We start from the raw sequence: 16,506 nt of genomic DNA on the forward strand, positions 1-16,506 counted from the left end.
GACCTATGAAAAAACGTATCATCACCGCGGCATTACTCGCCGTACTATTCCATCCAAAAGCCCAGGCGCAATCGGATTCGACAAGCACGTACAAAAAACAAAAATTGAAAATCGAAGAGGTCAATTTCATCTCTAGTTACTACACCCAAACCGGTGACAATTCGGCGGTAACAGGCGGTAAAGGAACCGAAAAACTCACCGATATCGCCACGCAGTTTGAAGTCATCTTGACCAAAAAAGGGCGAGCGCAACGCAGTCATCAATTTAATTTTGCCCTCGGCGTGGATTCTTACACCTCAGCATCGTCGGATAAAATTGACCCCAACTCGGTCACTTCAGCCTCGTACCAAGACATGCGCGTGTATCCTTCGGGACAATACACCTACAAAAACGAGGAGAAAAACTATGCCGTAACCACGGGATTATCCGCCTCCGCCGAGTACGATTATATCTCCACAGGCGCCAATCTTGGTTTTATTAAAAACTCCAAAGACAACAACCGAGAGTTCTCGGCCAAAGCCTCCGTATTCCTCGATACCTGGAAGGTCATTTTACCCATCGAACTCCGCGGCAATCCTTCCGACAATCAGGCAAATCATTTGGACTCGAAACCGCGAAATTCCTACAACCTCGGCTTGGTCTATTCGCAAGTGGTCAATAAAGTTTTTCAACTGTCCATCATGGCCGATATTGGCTACCAACAAGGACTGCTCGGCACCAAATTCAACCGCGTGTACTTTAACACCCTTGCGGTCGCCTCCGAAAAACTGCCGGAAACGCGGTTTAAAATTCCTATCGGACTTCGGGCCAACTATTTTATGGGAGACCACTGGGTGTTTCGTTCGCTTTACCGCTATTACACCGACTCGTGGAATATTCAATCGCATACGTTTAGTTTTGAACCCGTGTACAAAATCAATGCGTTTTCATCGCTGGCCTTTCCCTACCGGTTTTACACCCAAACGCAGGCCAAGTATTTTAAAGAAATCTTTCAGCATACACCGGGAACCGAATTTTATACCAGTGATTTCGACCTGTCGCAATTCTCCAGCCACATGTTCGGCCTCGCCTACCATAAGACCGATACCGACAAGGGAATTTTCAACATCAAACGCATTCATTCCCTCGAACTCCGCTATGGATACTACACGCGAGACAACGGCCTTTCCTCGCATATCCTCACGCTGGCCTTGCAGTTCAAGTAACAGCGTCCTCCTAAAAATCTCGCCACGGTCTTTGTTCCCGTGGCATTTTTTTTGGAGCATGCGATTCCTCATTTATATACCACCCTCCTCCCGCTTTCGGCAGTCGCTTTTCCGCTAAAGCTCCAAGAGCTCCCACAAAGCCTCAATCGGGGCTATAGTCAACCTTATCGTTCAAAACCTTCCAAAACACGTCCCCATTTCACCGGAATTATTCGTTATTTTTGTAGCCACACCCTCAAGGTAAAAATTGTCATTTCACTATGAAATTCCAAGTCATTTCCGATTACCAACCCACCGGCGATCAACCCCAAGCCATCACCAAATTGGCAGCGGGCATCGAAGCAGGTGAAAAATACCAAACCCTACTCGGCGTCACCGGTTCGGGAAAAACGTTTACCGTAGCCAATGTGATTCAAGAAATCCAGCGCCCTACCTTAGTCTTGGCACATAATAAAACGCTGGCCGCGCAGTTGTATTCGGAATTCAAACAGTTTTTTCCTAATAATTCGGTGCAGTATTTCGTTTCGTACTACGACTATTACCAGCCCGAAGCCTATATTCCGGTCACGGGGACCTATATCGAAAAGGATTTATCCATCAACGAAGAGTTGGAAAAACTGCGTTTAAGCACCACATCCGCCTTACTTTCTGGACGACGTGATGTGCTCGTTGTAGCTTCCGTGTCCTGTTTATATGGAATTGGAAATCCAGTCGAATTTCAAAAAAATGTGATTTCCCTGCACCGCGACCAATCCATTTCCCGTACGAAATTATTGCACCGCTTGGTACAAAGTCTTTACGCCCGCACGGAAGCTGAGTTTACACCGGGAACCTTTCGCATCAAAGGCGATACGGTAGAAATTTTCCCTAGTTACGCTGACGACCCGTTTCGAATTCACTTTTTTGGGGATGAAATTGAGGAAATCGAGTGTTTTGATCGCGCCTCAATGCGCGTTATGGAGCGCTACGACAAACTCAATATCTATCCTGCGAATATGTTTGTAACCTCGCCTGAAGTCTTGCATGCGGCCATTTGGGACATTCAACAAGATTTGGTAAAACAGGTCGATTATTTTAAAGAAATTGGAAAACACCTCGAAGCCAAACGCTTGGAAGAGCGCACCAATTTTGACTTGGAAATGATTCGCGAATTGGGGTATTGCTCGGGTATTGAAAACTATTCCCGTTATCTAGACCGACGCCAACCCGGAACGCGTCCGTTCTGCTTGCTCGATTATTTCCCCGAAGATTATTTGATGGTCGTCGATGAAAGTCACGTGACCATCTCGCAAGTGCATGCGATGTATGGCGGTGACCGCAGTCGTAAGGAAAACTTGGTAGAATACGGTTTTCGGCTACCCGCCGCGATGGACAACCGCCCTTTAAAATTTGAAGAATTTGAAGCTTTGCAAAATCAGGTGATTTATGTTTCGGCGACACCTGCCGATTACGAATTGCAAAAAACAGAAGGCGTTTATGTCGAGCAAATTATCCGCCCCACAGGTTTATTGGACCCGATTATCGAAATTCGCCCCAGTCTCAACCAAATCGACGACTTAATCGAAGAAATTCAACAGCGTTGCGAATTGGACGAACGAACATTAGTTACCACCTTGACCAAGCGTATGGCGGAGGAATTGACGAAATACTTGACCAAAGTTTCCATTCGTTGCCGCTACATCCACAGCGATGTTGACACCCTGGAACGTGTGGAAATCATGCAAGATTTACGCAAAGGTTTGTTTGATGTATTGATTGGGGTGAACCTGCTTCGAGAGGGCTTGGACTTGCCCGAAGTTTCCTTAGTCGCCATTTTGGATGCGGACAAAGAAGGTTTTTTACGCAGTCACCGTTCCCTTACCCAAACGGTGGGACGCGCCGCGCGAAATATAAATGGAAAAGCGATTATGTATGCGGATAAAATAACTGCTTCGATGCAAAAAACCATTGATGAAACGAACTACCGTCGGGAAAAACAAATGAATTACAATACGAAACACAACATTACGCCACAAGCACTAAATAAAAAACTGAGCAATCCGTTGACCAAAAATCAATTGGGTGGTACCTACAATTACGAGGAAGTGGTTCCAAAAGCGGCCGAACCTCAAACGGAGTATTTAACCAAATCGGAAATCGAAAAACGCATTCGCGACACTCGGAAAGAAATGGAAAAAGCTGCTAAAGAATTGGATTTCATGCAGGCAGCAAAACTCCGTGATGCTATCAAAGTTTTGGAAACGCAATTGGCGAAAGTATGAACGAAACCCATTATCGCAAACTAGAAAATATGTACCATTCGGGGCCGATTAATCAAAAAAGCTTTCCCGATGTGCAACTCACGGTATCTGAAGGTCGAGCGGAAATCACGATGACCGTTCAACACGATTATTTTCATGCGGGGCAATCGCTCCACGGTTCGGTCTACTTTAAAATGCTAGACGATGCCGCTTATTTTGCGGTCAATTCGCAAATCACCGATAGTTTTGTGTACACGACCTCATTTCATATCCAAATTTTACGACCCTTGAAAACAGGGGTTATTACAGCCATCGGGACCGTTCAGTTTGTCTCGCGCAATTTGTTTATCGGTGATGCTGTTTTGTATGATGCCAAAGGACGGGAAGTCGCGCGCGGGACAGGCAACTTTATGAAAAGTGGTTTGGCGTTGGATGAAAGTTTGGGCTACCAATAAAAAAAGCACCCCGAAGGATACTATTTGGAATCGTCAGAATGAATAACTCAATTGTGTTTTACACTTACAAAGAAGTGAAAAGTAACTCATCGTTAATTGTGTTGCTCTTGAAAAACCTCCAAAAGAAATTCAGGGGCGATCATCCGGTTGGGAGAAGCTTCCATCGCTTTCAAGACCCGTTTGATGGCATGCGGATTCAAGCCCATGTTGATACCGATTTCATGAATTTTGATACGTTCCCGTTCGTGTAACACTCCATCGCAGTGCATTAACAAGGCCAAACGGTAAAACTGTTGGATGCGTTCAAACTCGGATTTAATGATTTCTGAACGGTGTTCTTCATGAAACAATTGTCGAAAATCTTCTTTAGAAACCCCTAGTTCCTTGGCGACTATGGTCAAAAACGTATATTCTCGTTCGTGCAATTCCCCATCGACAATGGCAAAAGCAATCATATCGGCCAATAAACTCATTTTCTCGGAAGCGGTATTCATGATTTCCGTATTTTTAGCTAAAATATAAAATTTTCTTAAAATTGAGAACGCTACTGCTACGATTATGGATTTTCTGCTGTGTAATTTATGGGATTGGATATACGCAACCTTCTTCAGCGGCACTTCAACTCGAAGTCATTATGCTGGAGGCTCCGCAATTGGGAACCTCCAAAACTATTCGGATTTATGTCCCAAAAAACTATACCCAAACCGCACGACGCTATCCCGTAGTCTACATGCCCGACGGTCAAAACCTTTTTGATAATAAAACGGCCTATGCCGGCGAATGGGGCATCGATGAAATCATGGACCAACAAAAAAATCCGGCTATCGTAGTCGGTATCGATCACGGGGGAGACAAACGTATCGATGAACTCACGCCTTTTCCGCATGCAAAATATGGTGGTGGGAAAGGGGATGCCTTTTTAGCGTTTATTGTGGAAACCTTGAAACCCTATATCGATCGCCATTTCCGCACTAAACCCCAAGCCAAACACACGGCGATTTTTGGGAGTTCGTTGGGCGGATTAATGGCCTTTTATGCCTCAATTACCTATCCGGATGTTTTTGGAAAAGTAGGTTGTTTCTCGCCTGCCTTTTGGATTAATCGGGAACCGTTAATACAACTTCTTGAGAAAACCTCCCACTACAAAGCGCGAATCTATTTGATGTGCGGCGACCAAGAAGGAGATGACGATATGATTAAAGACCTGAAAGCGATTGAGTTATGGATCAATAGCCGCCGTTGTTCTTGTAAAAAAATGAATGCGAGTGCCATTATCGAAGGGGGACAACACAACGAAAAACTCTGGCGAGAACAGTTCGAAAAAGCGTACCTTTGGCTGTTTTGAGTTTAGTGACTAACCCCCCAGCCCCAAAAGGGGGAGGATTACTATTTAAAATCAAATAATGACTAGTGAATTACGACTTACGACTTTTAAAAAAGACTTATGAATAACAACGATATTTTTAAAAAACTCCGGGTAGCCTTACAGTTGCGCGATGACCAGATTGTAGCGATTTTGGAATTGGTGGATTTCCGCATTTCGAAAGGCGAATTGGGTAATTTTTTCCGGGATGCGGAACATCCGAAGTATATGGAATGTGGCGATCAAATTCTGCGCAATTTCTTAAACGGACTGATCATTCACTTACGGGGCACAAAAGACGCGCCTAAGAATCCGTTGGAGGTCATTGCCACACACAAGAAAACCCCACCCAAGCAGGAAGTCAGCGACAAACCAAAAGGGCCAACGCCCAAGACCTATGGCAAAAAACCAGTAAAAAAGTTCAATGCCAAACCCGTAATTGTGGAGAAAGTCAACTACAAAAACGGTAAGAAAAAAGAAAAGTAATCCTTTCTTTTGTCATAGTATGTAACTTAATTCACGCTGTGCCATTTTTTTGACGCTTACCTTTGGGATAGTCATTTAAAACCACACCCGATAAAAAAATAGGGGTTTTGCAGACCGTGCAATTCGATTAATCATTGCCGCAGCGTTGGTTTTACTTTACCGAAAAGGGATTATTTCAGGAACGTTAGGCACCCTCAGATTGGTCTTCGCAGGAGTATTTGCGCTAACGTCGTTGGTGCGTTTTTGTCTGTTGTTTTCGTTACTTGGAATACAAACAAGGAAAAAAATTAACCAATTGTGAATAACTATTGTTGGATTAATACAAAATCAGTGCTTTGCAGCTGATTTTTTTTATACGTTTGATTTTCAAACAATAATGCTACTCTAAAATGAAAATGATGACTAAATCGTTGCTTTTCGTTGCAGCTGTAATTGCCTTTGGATGTAATACAGAAAATGAGACAACTTCCACTACGAGCACTCGGGTAGGGACAACTACCACGACTTTAGCAACTACACCTAAAAAATTCTTATTTGACGCTACCAAAGCGCAAACCGCTGGAAATGCGGATTGGATTTTGGATGCAGATACGAATCCACAGCGCTTTCCTACACCCGCACAATCGGGTATTACCGCGACAACACCCGAAAATTTTTGGCGTGGCGGATTATCGGCTTGGGGGGTATCCTTGGTTAAATTGGGCCATACCGTTGAAACTTTACCTTCAGGAACAGCAATTACTTATGGAGGAACAGGTGCACAAGACTTACGAAACTATGATGTTTATGTTGTAGCAGAGCCCAATATTCGTTACACCGCAGCGGAGAAAACAGCGATTTTGCGTTTTGTACAAAACGGTGGTGGATTATTTATCATTGGGAATCATAACGGAGCCGATCGTAATAATGATGGGTTTGATGCCGTTCGCGTTTGGAACGATTTGATGAGCACAAACTCCGTCAAAACCAATCCTTTTGGGTTTACATTTAACACTACCAACATTTCGGAAACCTCCTCCAATCGTTTGAGCGCCACAACGGATCCGATTTTGAATGGAACGCAGGGAGTGGTTACCAACATGAAATTCTCAGCAGGTTCTACCTTAACGTTAAATCCCACGGCAAATGCAACAGTAAAAGGATTAATTTGGCGTTCCACTTCAACACAAGGAAACAGTAATGTGATGTGTGCTACTTCAACTTTTGGCACGGGTCGTGTGGTTGTGATTTGCGATAGTTCACCCGCCGACGACGGTACGGGTACCCCTGGTGACACTTTATACCCAGGCTGGACAGAATTGGTTTCGCATTCCCGCTTTCACATGAATGCATCACTTTGGTTAGCCAAACTTTAATCGAAGTACTATCCTGCACTAAGGATAGCAGTGGAAAGCCCGGATGCCGTAGTTTACGGAGGCAACGGACTTGCAACGGATAGCCTGACCCCGAGGGCTTAAAACAAGCTTGAAAAGCGTAGTTTTTACCCTTCGGGGGAGTGCCCAAAAAGATAAATGACACCTTGACGTTATAAAAAAATCCCGATACTTTAGGAGCATCGGGATTTTATTTTTAGTTTGTATTTCGCTACGACAAAGCCGCTTTTACTTGATCGGCTGCTTCTTGGAATTGCACGGCCGATAAAATAGGCATCCCAGAGTTGTCAATTAATTCTTTGGCCACCTCAGCGTTGGTTCCTTGCAAACGCACAATAATGGGCACTTTGATGTCGTCACCCATATTTTTGTAAGCATCTACTACCCCTTGCGCCACACGGTCACAACGTACGATACCCCCAAAAATATTGATTAAAATCGCCTTTACATTGGGATCTTTCAAGATGATACGGAAGGCGGTTTCCACACGTTTTGCATCGGCTGTACCTCCTACGTCCAAAAAGTTAGCCGGCTCAAAACCCGCATATTTGATCAAGTCCATGGTGGCCATTGCCAATCCAGCACCGTTTACCATACAGCCCACGGTTCCGTCCAAATCTACATAGTTTAGCCCTGCTTCTTTGGCTTCCACTTCGATTGGATTTTCTTCACGAACATCGCGCATTTCAGCAATCGCCGCTTGACGATACAAGGCGTTATCATCGATGTTTACTTTGGCATCTACAGCTAAGATTTTATTATCAGAAGTTTTTAATACCGGGTTGATTTCAAACAAGGACGCATCGCTGTTTACATAAGCCGTGTACAATGAATCTACGAATTTCACCATTTCTTTAAACGCGTTGCCCGACAACCCTAAGTTAAAGGCAATACGACGCGCTTGGAAACCTTGCAATCCAATATTCGGATCGATTTCTTCGGTGAAAATCAAATGAGGCGTTTTTTCAGCTACTTCTTCAATATCCATTCCTCCTTCGGTAGAATACATAATCATATTACGTCCTGTACCACGGTTCAACAATACCGACATATAGAATTCAGAGACTTCACTTTCGCCTGGGTAATACACATCTTCAGCAATCAATACTTTGTGTACTTTTTTTCCTTCAGGGGGTGTTTGTGGAGTGACCAACATCATCCCGATGATTTGTTCAGAAATTTCGGTAACTTGGTCTAAATTTTTCGCCAATTTCACACCGCCTCCTTTTCCGCGGCCTCCAGCGTGAATTTGCGCTTTCACCACATACCAGGACGTTCCGGTATCGGCCGTTAATTGTTTGGCAGCTGCAACCGCCTCTACTGGATTGTTTGCAACGATACCGCGCTGAACGCGAACGCCGTATTTTGCCAAAATCTCTTTCCCCTGATATTCGTGTATGTTCATAGTACTGTAATAAGTTTAGTTGCGCTCGGACACCGTCCGAAATTAAGTGCCACAAATGTAAAGAAATCGCCCCAAACAAAAAAGAAATGTATACTAATTTAGTAAGTTTTTTGGAGCTATTCCCGCTTTCGCCTTTATCTATTTTTTGGGCCCAATCGCAACGTCCAAAAAGCCAAAAAAAATAGGATATCGGCTCAATCGGGGCTAAAAAAATTTCGTTTTCCTAATCCCGCCTATCCTTTGTTAAAAAATTCCCATAAATCCGCACTGCGCTTGACTTCCCGCAAGGTTTACGGTATCTTTGTAGGGTATAATTTAAAATCTATTTTTTTGAACAGCATGCAAACTACAGCGTTACTCGCATTGGCTCAAACCTACGGCTGTCCGCTGTATGTGTATGATGCCGCCAAAATTGAACACCAATACCAACGCCTCACCAATGCCTTTGACAAGGTAGAATCGTTGCGCATCAACTATGCCATGAAGGCATTGTCAAACATTTCAATTTTGAAGCTGTTCCGAAAGATGGGGTCCGGACTGGACACCGTTTCGATACAGGAAGTGCAACTCGGACTCCATGCGGGGTTCCCGCCCGATAAAATTATTTTCACTCCCAATGGCGTTTCGTTTGAAGAACTCGAACAAGCTGCGGCTTTGGGTGTGCAAATCAACATTGACAATTTATCGGTTTTGGAACATTTTGGTACCAAGCACCCTAATACGCCGGTATGTATTCGTATCAATCCGCATGTCATGGCGGGAGGAAACGAAAACATTTCTGTGGGTCATATCGATAGTAAATTTGGAATTTCAATTTATCAAGTGCCACATATTTTGCGCATTGTCGAAAATACGGGCATGACCATCAATGGGATTCACATGCACACGGGTTCGGATATTTTGGACATCGAAGTGTTTTTGTATGCCGCTGAGATTCTATTTGATACCGCCAAACAGTTCAAGAACTTGGAATTCCTAGATTTCGGTTCAGGCTTTAAAGTCCCATACAAAAAAGGCGACATTGAAACCAATATTGAAGAATTGGGGAAAAAGTTGACCAAGCGCTTTTTGGCTTTCGAAAAAGAATACGGGAAACCGCTAACCTTAGCTTTTGAACCGGGAAAATTCTTGGTGAGTGAAGCCGGATATTTCTTGGCCAAAGTCAATGTCGTCAAACAAACCACTTCGACGGTATTTGCGGGTATCGATACCGGTTTTAACCATTTAATTCGTCCGATGTTTTACGGCGCTTCTCACAACATGGAAAATATTTCCAACCCCAAAGGCAAGGAACGATTTTACACGGTGGTGGGTTATATTTGTGAAACGGATACGTTTGCCAATAACCGTCGCATCGCCGAAATCAACGAAGGGGATGTCTTGTGTTTTAAAAATGCAGGAGCGTATTGTTTCTCGATGGCTTCCAACTACAACTCGCGTTTTAAACCGGCCGAAGTCTTATGGAAAGACGGCCAAGGACACTTGATTCGGGAACGGGAAACGTTTGAGGATTTACTCCAAAATCAAATTCTTTTGGACTTATAATAAAAAGGCTGTCACGATCGACAGCCTTTCTTTTTTTAATGCAACGGACGTTTTTTAATCATCCCTCCTTTGGTATCTTTGATGGCATGTTGTACGATGAATGCCCCTTCGTCGACTTTTTGAATTTCCAAAATCAATTTCGTCACCTCCAAACGTGTAACGACGCAGTAAATCACTTTATTTTTATTGGGATCCAAGCCACGACGCCCATACCCGCTATCGGTGTTGTATACGGTAACGCCATGTTGCAAATTGTCGATAATGGCTTGTTTGATTTCCATGGACTTACTCGATACCACGGTCACTCCAATATATTCCTCAATACCATTGATGATAAAATCAACCGTTTTGGAAGCTGCAAAGTACGTTAACATACTATACATTGCCGTTTCTACACTGAACAAAAAAGCTGCAAAAGCAAACAGAAAAACATTAAATACCGAAATAAAATCGCCTACCGTGAGACTTGTTTTTTTACTTACATAAATGGCCATAACCTCGGTGCCATCAATCACCGCACCACCCCGAATGGTGAATCCAATGCCTGCACCTAAGAAGAAGCCTCCAAAAACGGAAATTAAGAGTTTATCTTGGGTAATCACTTTGAAATCCACAAAATGCACTAAAAGCGACAAAGCTACAATAGCGAGTATGCTTTTTATGGCAAATTCCCATGAAATCTGCTGGGCGCCAACCAAAATAAAGGGGAAATTGATCACTATAATCCACAGCGATAGATTAATTCCTGTGGCCCGCTCTGTCAACAAGGACAACCCCATAGCGCCTCCATCCAAAAAGTCGTTGGGTAATAAAAATTGCTTTAAACCAATGGTCGCCATGGTGACGCCTATTGATATTAAAATAAAATCTTTCACATACCGTTGAAAAACAAGCTCTTTGATTCGAGTACTCTCGTGGTATAGATTTTTAATCAGAACTTTCATAGACGTACTTTTGACCCAAAATACAAAAAAAAGCCCTTTGAATAAAGGACTTTCATACGTTTAACATCAATTTATGACTAGCGAAAAAGTTCGGGTAAGACTTCGCAATTTGAACCGTTAGGAAACGTAATTTGCAACTTCTGACTCAAGGTTGGAGCGATTTGAATGATGTATCGTTTTTCGTAACTCTGCCCTTGGGGTATTTTCCAACCGAAAAACAATAAGGGCACGTGTGTATCATAGGCATACGGCGTTCCGTGGGAAGTACCCGTGGGGCCATATTCGATAAATCCCGGTTCGTCCAAGACCACAATTTGACCGTTTTCTCTGGGATCATAGCCGCGCGCAATCATCATTTTATAATAATCACCTTCACAGGCTCCCTGTATATCCTGCTGATTAAAAACGGCTTTTACATGAGGCTGCAGGCGTAAATAGTTCATAAATTGCGTTTCTACGACGGGATAGTCTAAGGCTTTTTCTCGAATTTTAACTTCATCCAAATACACATTGAAATTGGAGTAATTCAAAACAAAATTCTCGCCAAAAGTCGCTTGGGAAAAAGCTTTGAGTCCCGCACCGATAGCCTTGTAATCCAAATTAGTTACCGCATACTGCTTATTGCGCAAAAAAACAGCATTTTCGGCACAAGCGTGGTCGGCAGTGAGGAACACGAGGTATTGATTTTTACCAACGGTTTTATCCAAAAAATCCAAAAAATCAGAAATCGTCTGGTCTAAGCGTAAGTAGGTGTCCTGCAATTCCATAGACCGTGCGCCCATAATGTGTCCCACATAATCGGTAGACGAAAAACTAACGGCGAGGAAATCGGTAATGGCGTCTTTGCCTAGGTTTTCATTTTCGATAGCTTTTTTGGCAAACTCCGCCAAGTAATCATTCCCAAACGGAGTAGCGCGCAACACACCGGCATCATTTTTTTCATACATCGCCTTCAAATCGTAAGGAAAAACGGGCTTCTCCACTCCATACAATTTGCCTTCATACGGGGAATCGTCTGGATCACTTTCATTATATGCCTCGGGGGCTTTGTAAAGTTTCCAACCCTCATTGAGGTATTTCATATAGCCTTTTTGCGCATTAAATGACGTTACCCAATTGGGAAGTTGCGCACCGTAAAAAGAACTCGAAATAAACTGTCCCGATTTATTGAACCAAAACGCCCAATTGGCAAAATGGCCCGCCGGTAAAATAGCACCGCGATCTTTGATACTGAGTCCGATAACCTTCCCTTGAAATTGGGTCGCCATGCGCAATTCATCGGTAATGGTAGTGGCTTTTAAATTTTTGGGTGACATCAACCCTTCTTTTCCTGCGCCTTCACCCAAAGGTGTCACCGACGCATCATCGGTGCAATAACGCTCTTTTCCGGTGCTACGACTAAACCACTCATTACTCACAATACCGTGCACAGATGGCGTAGTACCCGTATACACACTGGCATGTCCAGGAGCAGTATAAGTGGGCATGTAGTTGAAATGAGCGTTGTGAAAGGTGTAGCCTTGGCGCATCAAGCGTTTGAAACCCGTTTCGGTAAAATCGTTATGATATCGGTATAAATACTCCATGCGCATTTGATCGACCACGATGCCGACAACCAACTTTGGGCGTTCTTGTGCGTGAAGAGTTCCGATCATTCCAATAAGAATGACAATGTATTTTTTCATCGGTTAAAAAAGTATACGTTCTTGTTGTGCCGCCTTAAAATCGAGGATGATTTCGTCAATAATTTCAGCTACGGGTTTGATCTCGTTGAGCAACCCTGCAATCTGTCCAATTTCTAATTCTCCTTCCACCAAGTCGCCTTCAAACATCCCGCGTTTGGCACGTGCCCGACCCAGTAACGCTTTTAATTCCTCCTCAGAAGGACATTGTTTGTACAAGGCTTGTAAATCGGTGTAAAACTTATTTTTCAACAAACGTACCGGCGCCAATTCCTTCAAGGTCAGTACAGTATCACCTTCTTGTGCGTTTATAACGGTTTGCTTAAAGGCATCATGCGCCGAACTTTCGACGGAGGCAACAAATCGACTCCCCATTTGCACCCCATCGGCACCCAAGGTCATGACCGCCAACATTCCTCGTCCCGTAGCTATACCGCCCGCGGCAATTAAAGGAAGTGAGAGTTGTGCCCGCACCATGGGAATCAAGGTAAACGTTGTGGTCTCCTCACGGCCGTTATGTCCTCCCGCCTCAAAACCTTCAGCTACAATCGCATCAACACCAGCCTCTTGGGCTTTGAGGGCAAATTTGGAACTACTCACCACATGCGCTACCGTGATCCTGTGTTCTTTCAAAAATGCGGTCCACGTTTTGGGGTTTCCTGCCGAAGTAAATACAATTTTCACGCCTTCTTCGACAATGATTTGCATAATCTCATCAATATTCGGGTACAGTAAGGGAACGTTAACCCCAAAAGGACGATCGGTGGCTTGTTTGCATTTTTGAATATGGGTACGCAATACGTCGGGGTACATCGAACCCGCACCGATGAGTCCTAGTCCGCCAGCATTACTCACGGCACTGGCCAATTTATATCCTGAATTCCAAATCATTCCCCCTTGAATAATGGGATAGTTTATATTAAAAAGTTGGGTAATACGATTCATTGAAAATGCTAATTACGGTTTTATAAGTTTCCCTGTGAACGTTTGCGTACCCTCTTGCAACAGGTAAGTGTACCAACCTGCGGGGAAATCGGCTACGTCAACAGTGGTTTGGTTTGGAGTGAAACGCGTTTCTCGAACTAATTGGCCTAAGGCATTAAACAATTTTAAAGTTGTAGCGCCAGTAAAATAGCCTTGGAAGGTAACCTCATTATGGAAAGGATTGGGATACACTTTTACGGAAGATGTTGCAAATGAAGCTAGTGATAAGGCATTGGATAACGCGGCGGCAAAGTCAGGCACGCCATAACCGTATTCCATCGTAGGGTTTGTAAAACGATCGGCAGATTGCTTAACCAAGTCCACTACTTGCTGGTTGGTTAATTGAGGCGCTGCGGCCCAAAAACAAGCAATCGAGCCCGAAATCAGGGGACACGATAAAGAGGTGCCACTCACATACGTAAAATCGCCTTGGGGAGTGCAAACTGCTGCACCTACGCCGCGAGCCATCAAGTCGGGTTTTACACGCCCGTCGAAAGTAGGCCCTATCGAACTAAAACTGGCGCGAAACTCCATGGAGTCCACAGCACCGATGGCCAAGGCATGCGTTGCTTCGGCGGGAACAGCGACATAGGGAGCTGTAGAATTACCGGAATTACCGGCGCTCACCACTACAACCATTCCTTTGGAAAAAGCTTTATTGGCACCTTGGGAAGCAAAGGCTTGATTGCCGGTGAGGTTGCTGTAGGTGTAACTGTAAGCGGGATTATCATAGCCATAATACCCTAGCGAACTGCTGATGATATCGCAGCCCAATCGATCGGCTTCTTCGGCGGCTTGCACCCAATAACTTTCCTCTACGGGATTCTCCTCCATGACGTCTTCGGTGATAAACAGGTAATAACTCGCTGTGGGAGCTGTTCCCACTAAGGTCCCGTCGGTAATGGCTGCCATTGAAGAAAGCACTAAAGTTCCATGGTGGTGTAAATCGAATACATTGGTCGATTGGGAAACATAATTATAACCGCCCAGATAGCGATTTTGACTAAACAACGATTGAAAAGGTGGTGCGGTGTAGACCCCCTGAAATCCCGAATCCAATACGGCTATGATTTTTCCAGCCCCGGCATGATTTTGTTGATGCAACAAATGCGTGTTCAACATCGCAACTTGGTTTTGGGCATTTCCATACGAATAGGTGGTTTGCAACGCCATCGTCTTGGGCTGTACGGTGGGCGCTTGTGGGGTGCTTTTGGCATTGAGTTGCGGATTGGCAAAAACGATGCGCTCCACAAATGGGAAAGAGGCCAAGCCTTGAATCGCAGCCACGGAGCCTCGCACATGAATGCAATTCATCCATTTGGATTGGGCTTTGTAGGTGATTCCCGGCATGTTAGAAACGGTCTCAATATAATTGGTGTCAACAGGAACGTCATCGATCGATAAAGGAATATTTTGTTGGATTCTTCGGTCCAAAGCGCGCTGCGTTAACATGGTTAAAGGCGCATCAAAATAAGCTTGGGTATTGGGTTTGTCCGTAAAATACACACGTGCATCCTCTTGTGCCCATCCCAACGTTGAGATCCAAAATAGAAGAAGGAACAAGTTTCGCATAGCAATTAGACTTTGGAACCAAAAATACAAATAATTGTGCGAGACGAATGTTAATTTAAGAAGAAATTACCCCTGAACCTAGCAATTCCTCTCCATGATACCAGGCAGCAAACTGACCTTGAGTAATTGCGGATTGTGGCGTTTCAAAGGAAATGTATAGCCCCGATTTGAATTGGTATAAGGTTGCTTTTTGTAAAGGCTGACGGTAGCGAATTCGGACTTCGACAGGCATCGATTCTCCGTTATTTAGTGACAAATCCTCCCGAATCCAATGTACTTCTTGGGGCTGAATGTGGAGCGCTTGACGAAACAAACCGGGATGTTGCTGTCCTTGACCGGTGTAAATAATATTTTCTTTCACATCGGTGGCGATGATAAATAGGGGTTCGGCTGTCCCCCCAACATTTAAGCCTTTGCGCTGACCGATAGTAAAATAATGGGCACCTTGGTGTTGTCCCACTTTTTTGCCTTGACCGACAGTATAGGTAAACGGTTTAGCTTGCAACTGCAATAATTCCTCCTGAGTAAGTCCTTCGGGAAGGGTTTGTTGGTAACACGGATCGGTGGCTGGAATTTCAACGATAGTCCCTACTTTGGGTTGCAACTGTTGCTGTAAAAATTCGGGCAAACGGACTTTTCCAATAAAACATAGGCCTTGCGAATCTTTTTTCTCAGCGGTTACTAAGTCCATTTTTGTGGCAATTTCACGCACTTCGGGTTTTGTTAAATCGCCAATAGGAAACAACGCCTTGGCCAATTGCGCTTGCGAGAGTTGACAGAGGAAATACGACTGGTCTTTATTACCATCGACACCGGCCAATAATTGATGGACTTCTTTGCCCTTGATTTCGACAGTGGCTTTGCGGCAATAATGACCTGTAGCGACAAAATCGGCGCCCAAATCAAGAGCAATTCGCATAAAGACGTCGAACTTGATTTCGCGATTACACAAAACATCGGGATTGGGTGTACGTCCGTTTTCGTATTCGTTGAACATATAGTTAACAATACGCTCTTTGTACTCGGCACTGAGGTCAACGGTTTGAAAGGGAATACCCAGTTTTTCAGCGACCAACAGGGCATCGTTGCTGTCTTCCAACCAAGGGCATTCGTTGGAAATGGTTACGGAGTCATCGTGCCAATTTTTCATAAAGAGACCGATGACGTCATACCCTTGTTCTTTCAATACGTAAGCGGCTACGCTGGAATCGACTCCTCCCGATAAACCCACTACCACACGTTTCATAACTAT

14 protein-coding genes and 1 pseudogene are annotated in these 16,506 nt (G+C 44.2%); 8 read left to right on the forward strand and 7 right to left on the reverse strand.

Features of this window, described 5'->3' with window-relative positions:
• The first annotated feature begins 5 nt into the window (after window positions 1-5).
• The 3 genes from ABWO12_RS01730 (at window position 6) to ABWO12_RS01740 (ending at window position 3,900) form a co-directional block, all read left to right on the forward strand.
• Window positions 6-1,205 (forward strand): DUF3570 domain-containing protein, encoded by a 1,200-nt coding sequence (locus ABWO12_RS01730; RefSeq protein WP_353086678.1) that lies wholly within the window; start codon window positions 6-8, stop codon window positions 1,203-1,205.
• Window positions 1,206-1,465: 260 nt separating this feature from the next.
• Window positions 1,466-3,466, forward strand: a complete 2,001-nt coding sequence (gene uvrB, locus ABWO12_RS01735; RefSeq protein ID WP_353086680.1) for an excinuclease ABC subunit UvrB — start codon at window positions 1,466-1,468, stop codon at window positions 3,464-3,466.
• The gene (locus tag ABWO12_RS01740; RefSeq protein ID WP_353086681.1) at window positions 3,463-3,900 is read left to right on the forward strand and encodes a PaaI family thioesterase; all 438 of its coding nucleotides are present in this window, start codon (window positions 3,463-3,465) and stop codon (window positions 3,898-3,900) included. The genes uvrB and ABWO12_RS01740 overlap by 4 nt, the downstream gene beginning before the upstream one ends.
• 92 nt (window positions 3,901-3,992) lie before the next feature.
• Here the strand turns inward: ABWO12_RS01740 and ABWO12_RS01745 are convergent, their stop codons facing one another.
• Window positions 3,993-4,394, reverse strand: coding sequence for a TerB family tellurite resistance protein (locus ABWO12_RS01745; protein WP_353086682.1), 402 nt, complete (start codon window positions 4,392-4,394; stop codon window positions 3,993-3,995).
• 41 nt (window positions 4,395-4,435) lie between these two features.
• On the opposite strand from ABWO12_RS01745, the gene ABWO12_RS01750 reads away from it, so the two are divergent.
• From ABWO12_RS01750 to ABWO12_RS01765, 4 genes and pseudogenes are all read left to right on the forward strand, one after another.
• On the forward strand, window positions 4,436-5,245 hold the full coding sequence (locus tag ABWO12_RS01750; protein ID WP_353086684.1) for an alpha/beta hydrolase: 810 nt from the start codon (window positions 4,436-4,438) through the stop codon (window positions 5,243-5,245).
• A 99-nt stretch (window positions 5,246-5,344) separates the two neighbouring features.
• Window positions 5,345-5,749 (forward strand): DUF1456 family protein, encoded by a 405-nt coding sequence (locus ABWO12_RS01755; protein ID WP_353086686.1) that lies wholly within the window; start codon window positions 5,345-5,347, stop codon window positions 5,747-5,749.
• Between the two features lie 106 nt (window positions 5,750-5,855).
• A pseudogene (locus ABWO12_RS01760) lies at window positions 5,856-6,050 on the forward strand (YgaP family membrane protein); the annotation flags it as partial.
• Between the two features lie 88 nt (window positions 6,051-6,138).
• The gene (locus tag ABWO12_RS01765) at window positions 6,139-7,104 is read left to right on the forward strand and encodes a hypothetical protein (RefSeq protein WP_353086688.1); all 966 of its coding nucleotides are present in this window, start codon (window positions 6,139-6,141) and stop codon (window positions 7,102-7,104) included.
• A 229-nt stretch (window positions 7,105-7,333) separates the two neighbouring features.
• Here the strand turns inward: ABWO12_RS01765 and sucC are convergent, their stop codons facing one another.
• Entirely contained in the window at window positions 7,334-8,527 is a 1,194-nt protein-coding gene (gene sucC, locus ABWO12_RS01770) for an ADP-forming succinate--CoA ligase subunit beta (RefSeq protein WP_073364866.1), read from the reverse strand.
• 339 nt (window positions 8,528-8,866) lie between these two features.
• Here sucC and lysA point away from each other — a divergent pair, with 339 nt between their 5' ends.
• Window positions 8,867-10,072: a diaminopimelate decarboxylase gene (lysA, locus tag ABWO12_RS01775; protein WP_353086769.1), complete on the forward strand. Its 1,206-nt coding sequence runs from the start codon at window positions 8,867-8,869 to the stop codon at window positions 10,070-10,072.
• Window positions 10,073-10,107: 35 nt separating this feature from the next.
• On the opposite strand, the gene ABWO12_RS01780 is transcribed toward lysA, so the two are convergent.
• From ABWO12_RS01780 to mnmA, 5 genes are all read right to left on the reverse strand, one after another.
• Window positions 10,108-11,016, reverse strand: a complete 909-nt coding sequence (locus ABWO12_RS01780; protein WP_353086690.1) for a YitT family protein — start codon at window positions 11,014-11,016, stop codon at window positions 10,108-10,110.
• A gap of 77 nt (window positions 11,017-11,093) precedes the next feature.
• Window positions 11,094-12,701, reverse strand: a complete 1,608-nt coding sequence (pafA, locus tag ABWO12_RS01785) for an alkaline phosphatase PafA (protein WP_353086691.1) — start codon at window positions 12,699-12,701, stop codon at window positions 11,094-11,096.
• 3 nt (window positions 12,702-12,704) lie between these two features.
• Window positions 12,705-13,643 carry an NAD(P)H-dependent flavin oxidoreductase gene (locus ABWO12_RS01790; protein WP_353086693.1) on the reverse strand — a complete coding sequence of 313 codons (939 nt, stop codon included), beginning with the start codon at window positions 13,641-13,643 and terminating at the stop codon, window positions 12,705-12,707.
• A gap of 12 nt (window positions 13,644-13,655) precedes the next feature.
• On the reverse strand, window positions 13,656-15,254 hold the full coding sequence (locus ABWO12_RS01795; RefSeq protein ID WP_353086695.1) for a S8 family serine peptidase: 1,599 nt from the start codon (window positions 15,252-15,254) through the stop codon (window positions 13,656-13,658).
• A gap of 55 nt (window positions 15,255-15,309) precedes the next feature.
• Entirely contained in the window at window positions 15,310-16,500 is a 1,191-nt protein-coding gene (gene mnmA / locus ABWO12_RS01800; RefSeq protein WP_353086696.1) for a tRNA 2-thiouridine(34) synthase MnmA, read from the reverse strand.
• Window positions 16,501-16,506: the final 6 nt, after the last annotated feature.

The organism is Flavobacterium sp. (genome assembly GCF_040379285.1).
In the GTDB taxonomy this organism is placed as follows: domain Bacteria; phylum Bacteroidota; class Bacteroidia; order Flavobacteriales; family Flavobacteriaceae; genus Flavobacterium.

Excerpts from the sequence above, each read along its gene's own strand:
- uvrB (WP_353086680.1), top strand. The coding sequence starts at position 1,466 with ATGAAATTCCAAGTCATTTCCGATTACCAACCCACCGGCGATCAACCC.
- ABWO12_RS01765 (WP_353086688.1), top strand. The coding sequence starts at position 6,139 with ATGAAAATGATGACTAAATCGTTGCTTTTCGTTGCAGCTGTAATTGCC.
- sucC (WP_073364866.1), bottom strand. The coding sequence starts at position 8,527 with ATGAACATACACGAATATCAGGGGAAAGAGATTTTGGCAAAATACGGC.
- ABWO12_RS01780 (WP_353086690.1), bottom strand. The coding sequence starts at position 11,016 with ATGAAAGTTCTGATTAAAAATCTATACCACGAGAGTACTCGAATCAAA.
- ABWO12_RS01745 (WP_353086682.1), bottom strand. The coding sequence starts at position 4,394 with ATGAATACCGCTTCCGAGAAAATGAGTTTATTGGCCGATATGATTGCT.
- mnmA (WP_353086696.1), bottom strand. The coding sequence starts at position 16,500 with ATGAAACGTGTGGTAGTGGGTTTATCGGGAGGAGTCGATTCCAGCGTA.
- ABWO12_RS01740 (WP_353086681.1), top strand. The coding sequence starts at position 3,463 with ATGAACGAAACCCATTATCGCAAACTAGAAAATATGTACCATTCGGGG.
- ABWO12_RS01755 (WP_353086686.1), top strand. The coding sequence starts at position 5,345 with ATGAATAACAACGATATTTTTAAAAAACTCCGGGTAGCCTTACAGTTG.
- ABWO12_RS01730 (WP_353086678.1), top strand. The coding sequence starts at position 6 with ATGAAAAAACGTATCATCACCGCGGCATTACTCGCCGTACTATTCCAT.
- lysA (WP_353086769.1), top strand. The coding sequence starts at position 8,867 with ATGCAAACTACAGCGTTACTCGCATTGGCTCAAACCTACGGCTGTCCG.
- ABWO12_RS01795 (WP_353086695.1), bottom strand. The coding sequence starts at position 15,254 with ATGCGAAACTTGTTCCTTCTTCTATTTTGGATCTCAACGTTGGGATGG.
- ABWO12_RS01790 (WP_353086693.1), bottom strand. The coding sequence starts at position 13,643 with ATGAATCGTATTACCCAACTTTTTAATATAAACTATCCCATTATTCAA.
- pafA (WP_353086691.1), bottom strand. The coding sequence starts at position 12,701 with ATGAAAAAATACATTGTCATTCTTATTGGAATGATCGGAACTCTTCAC.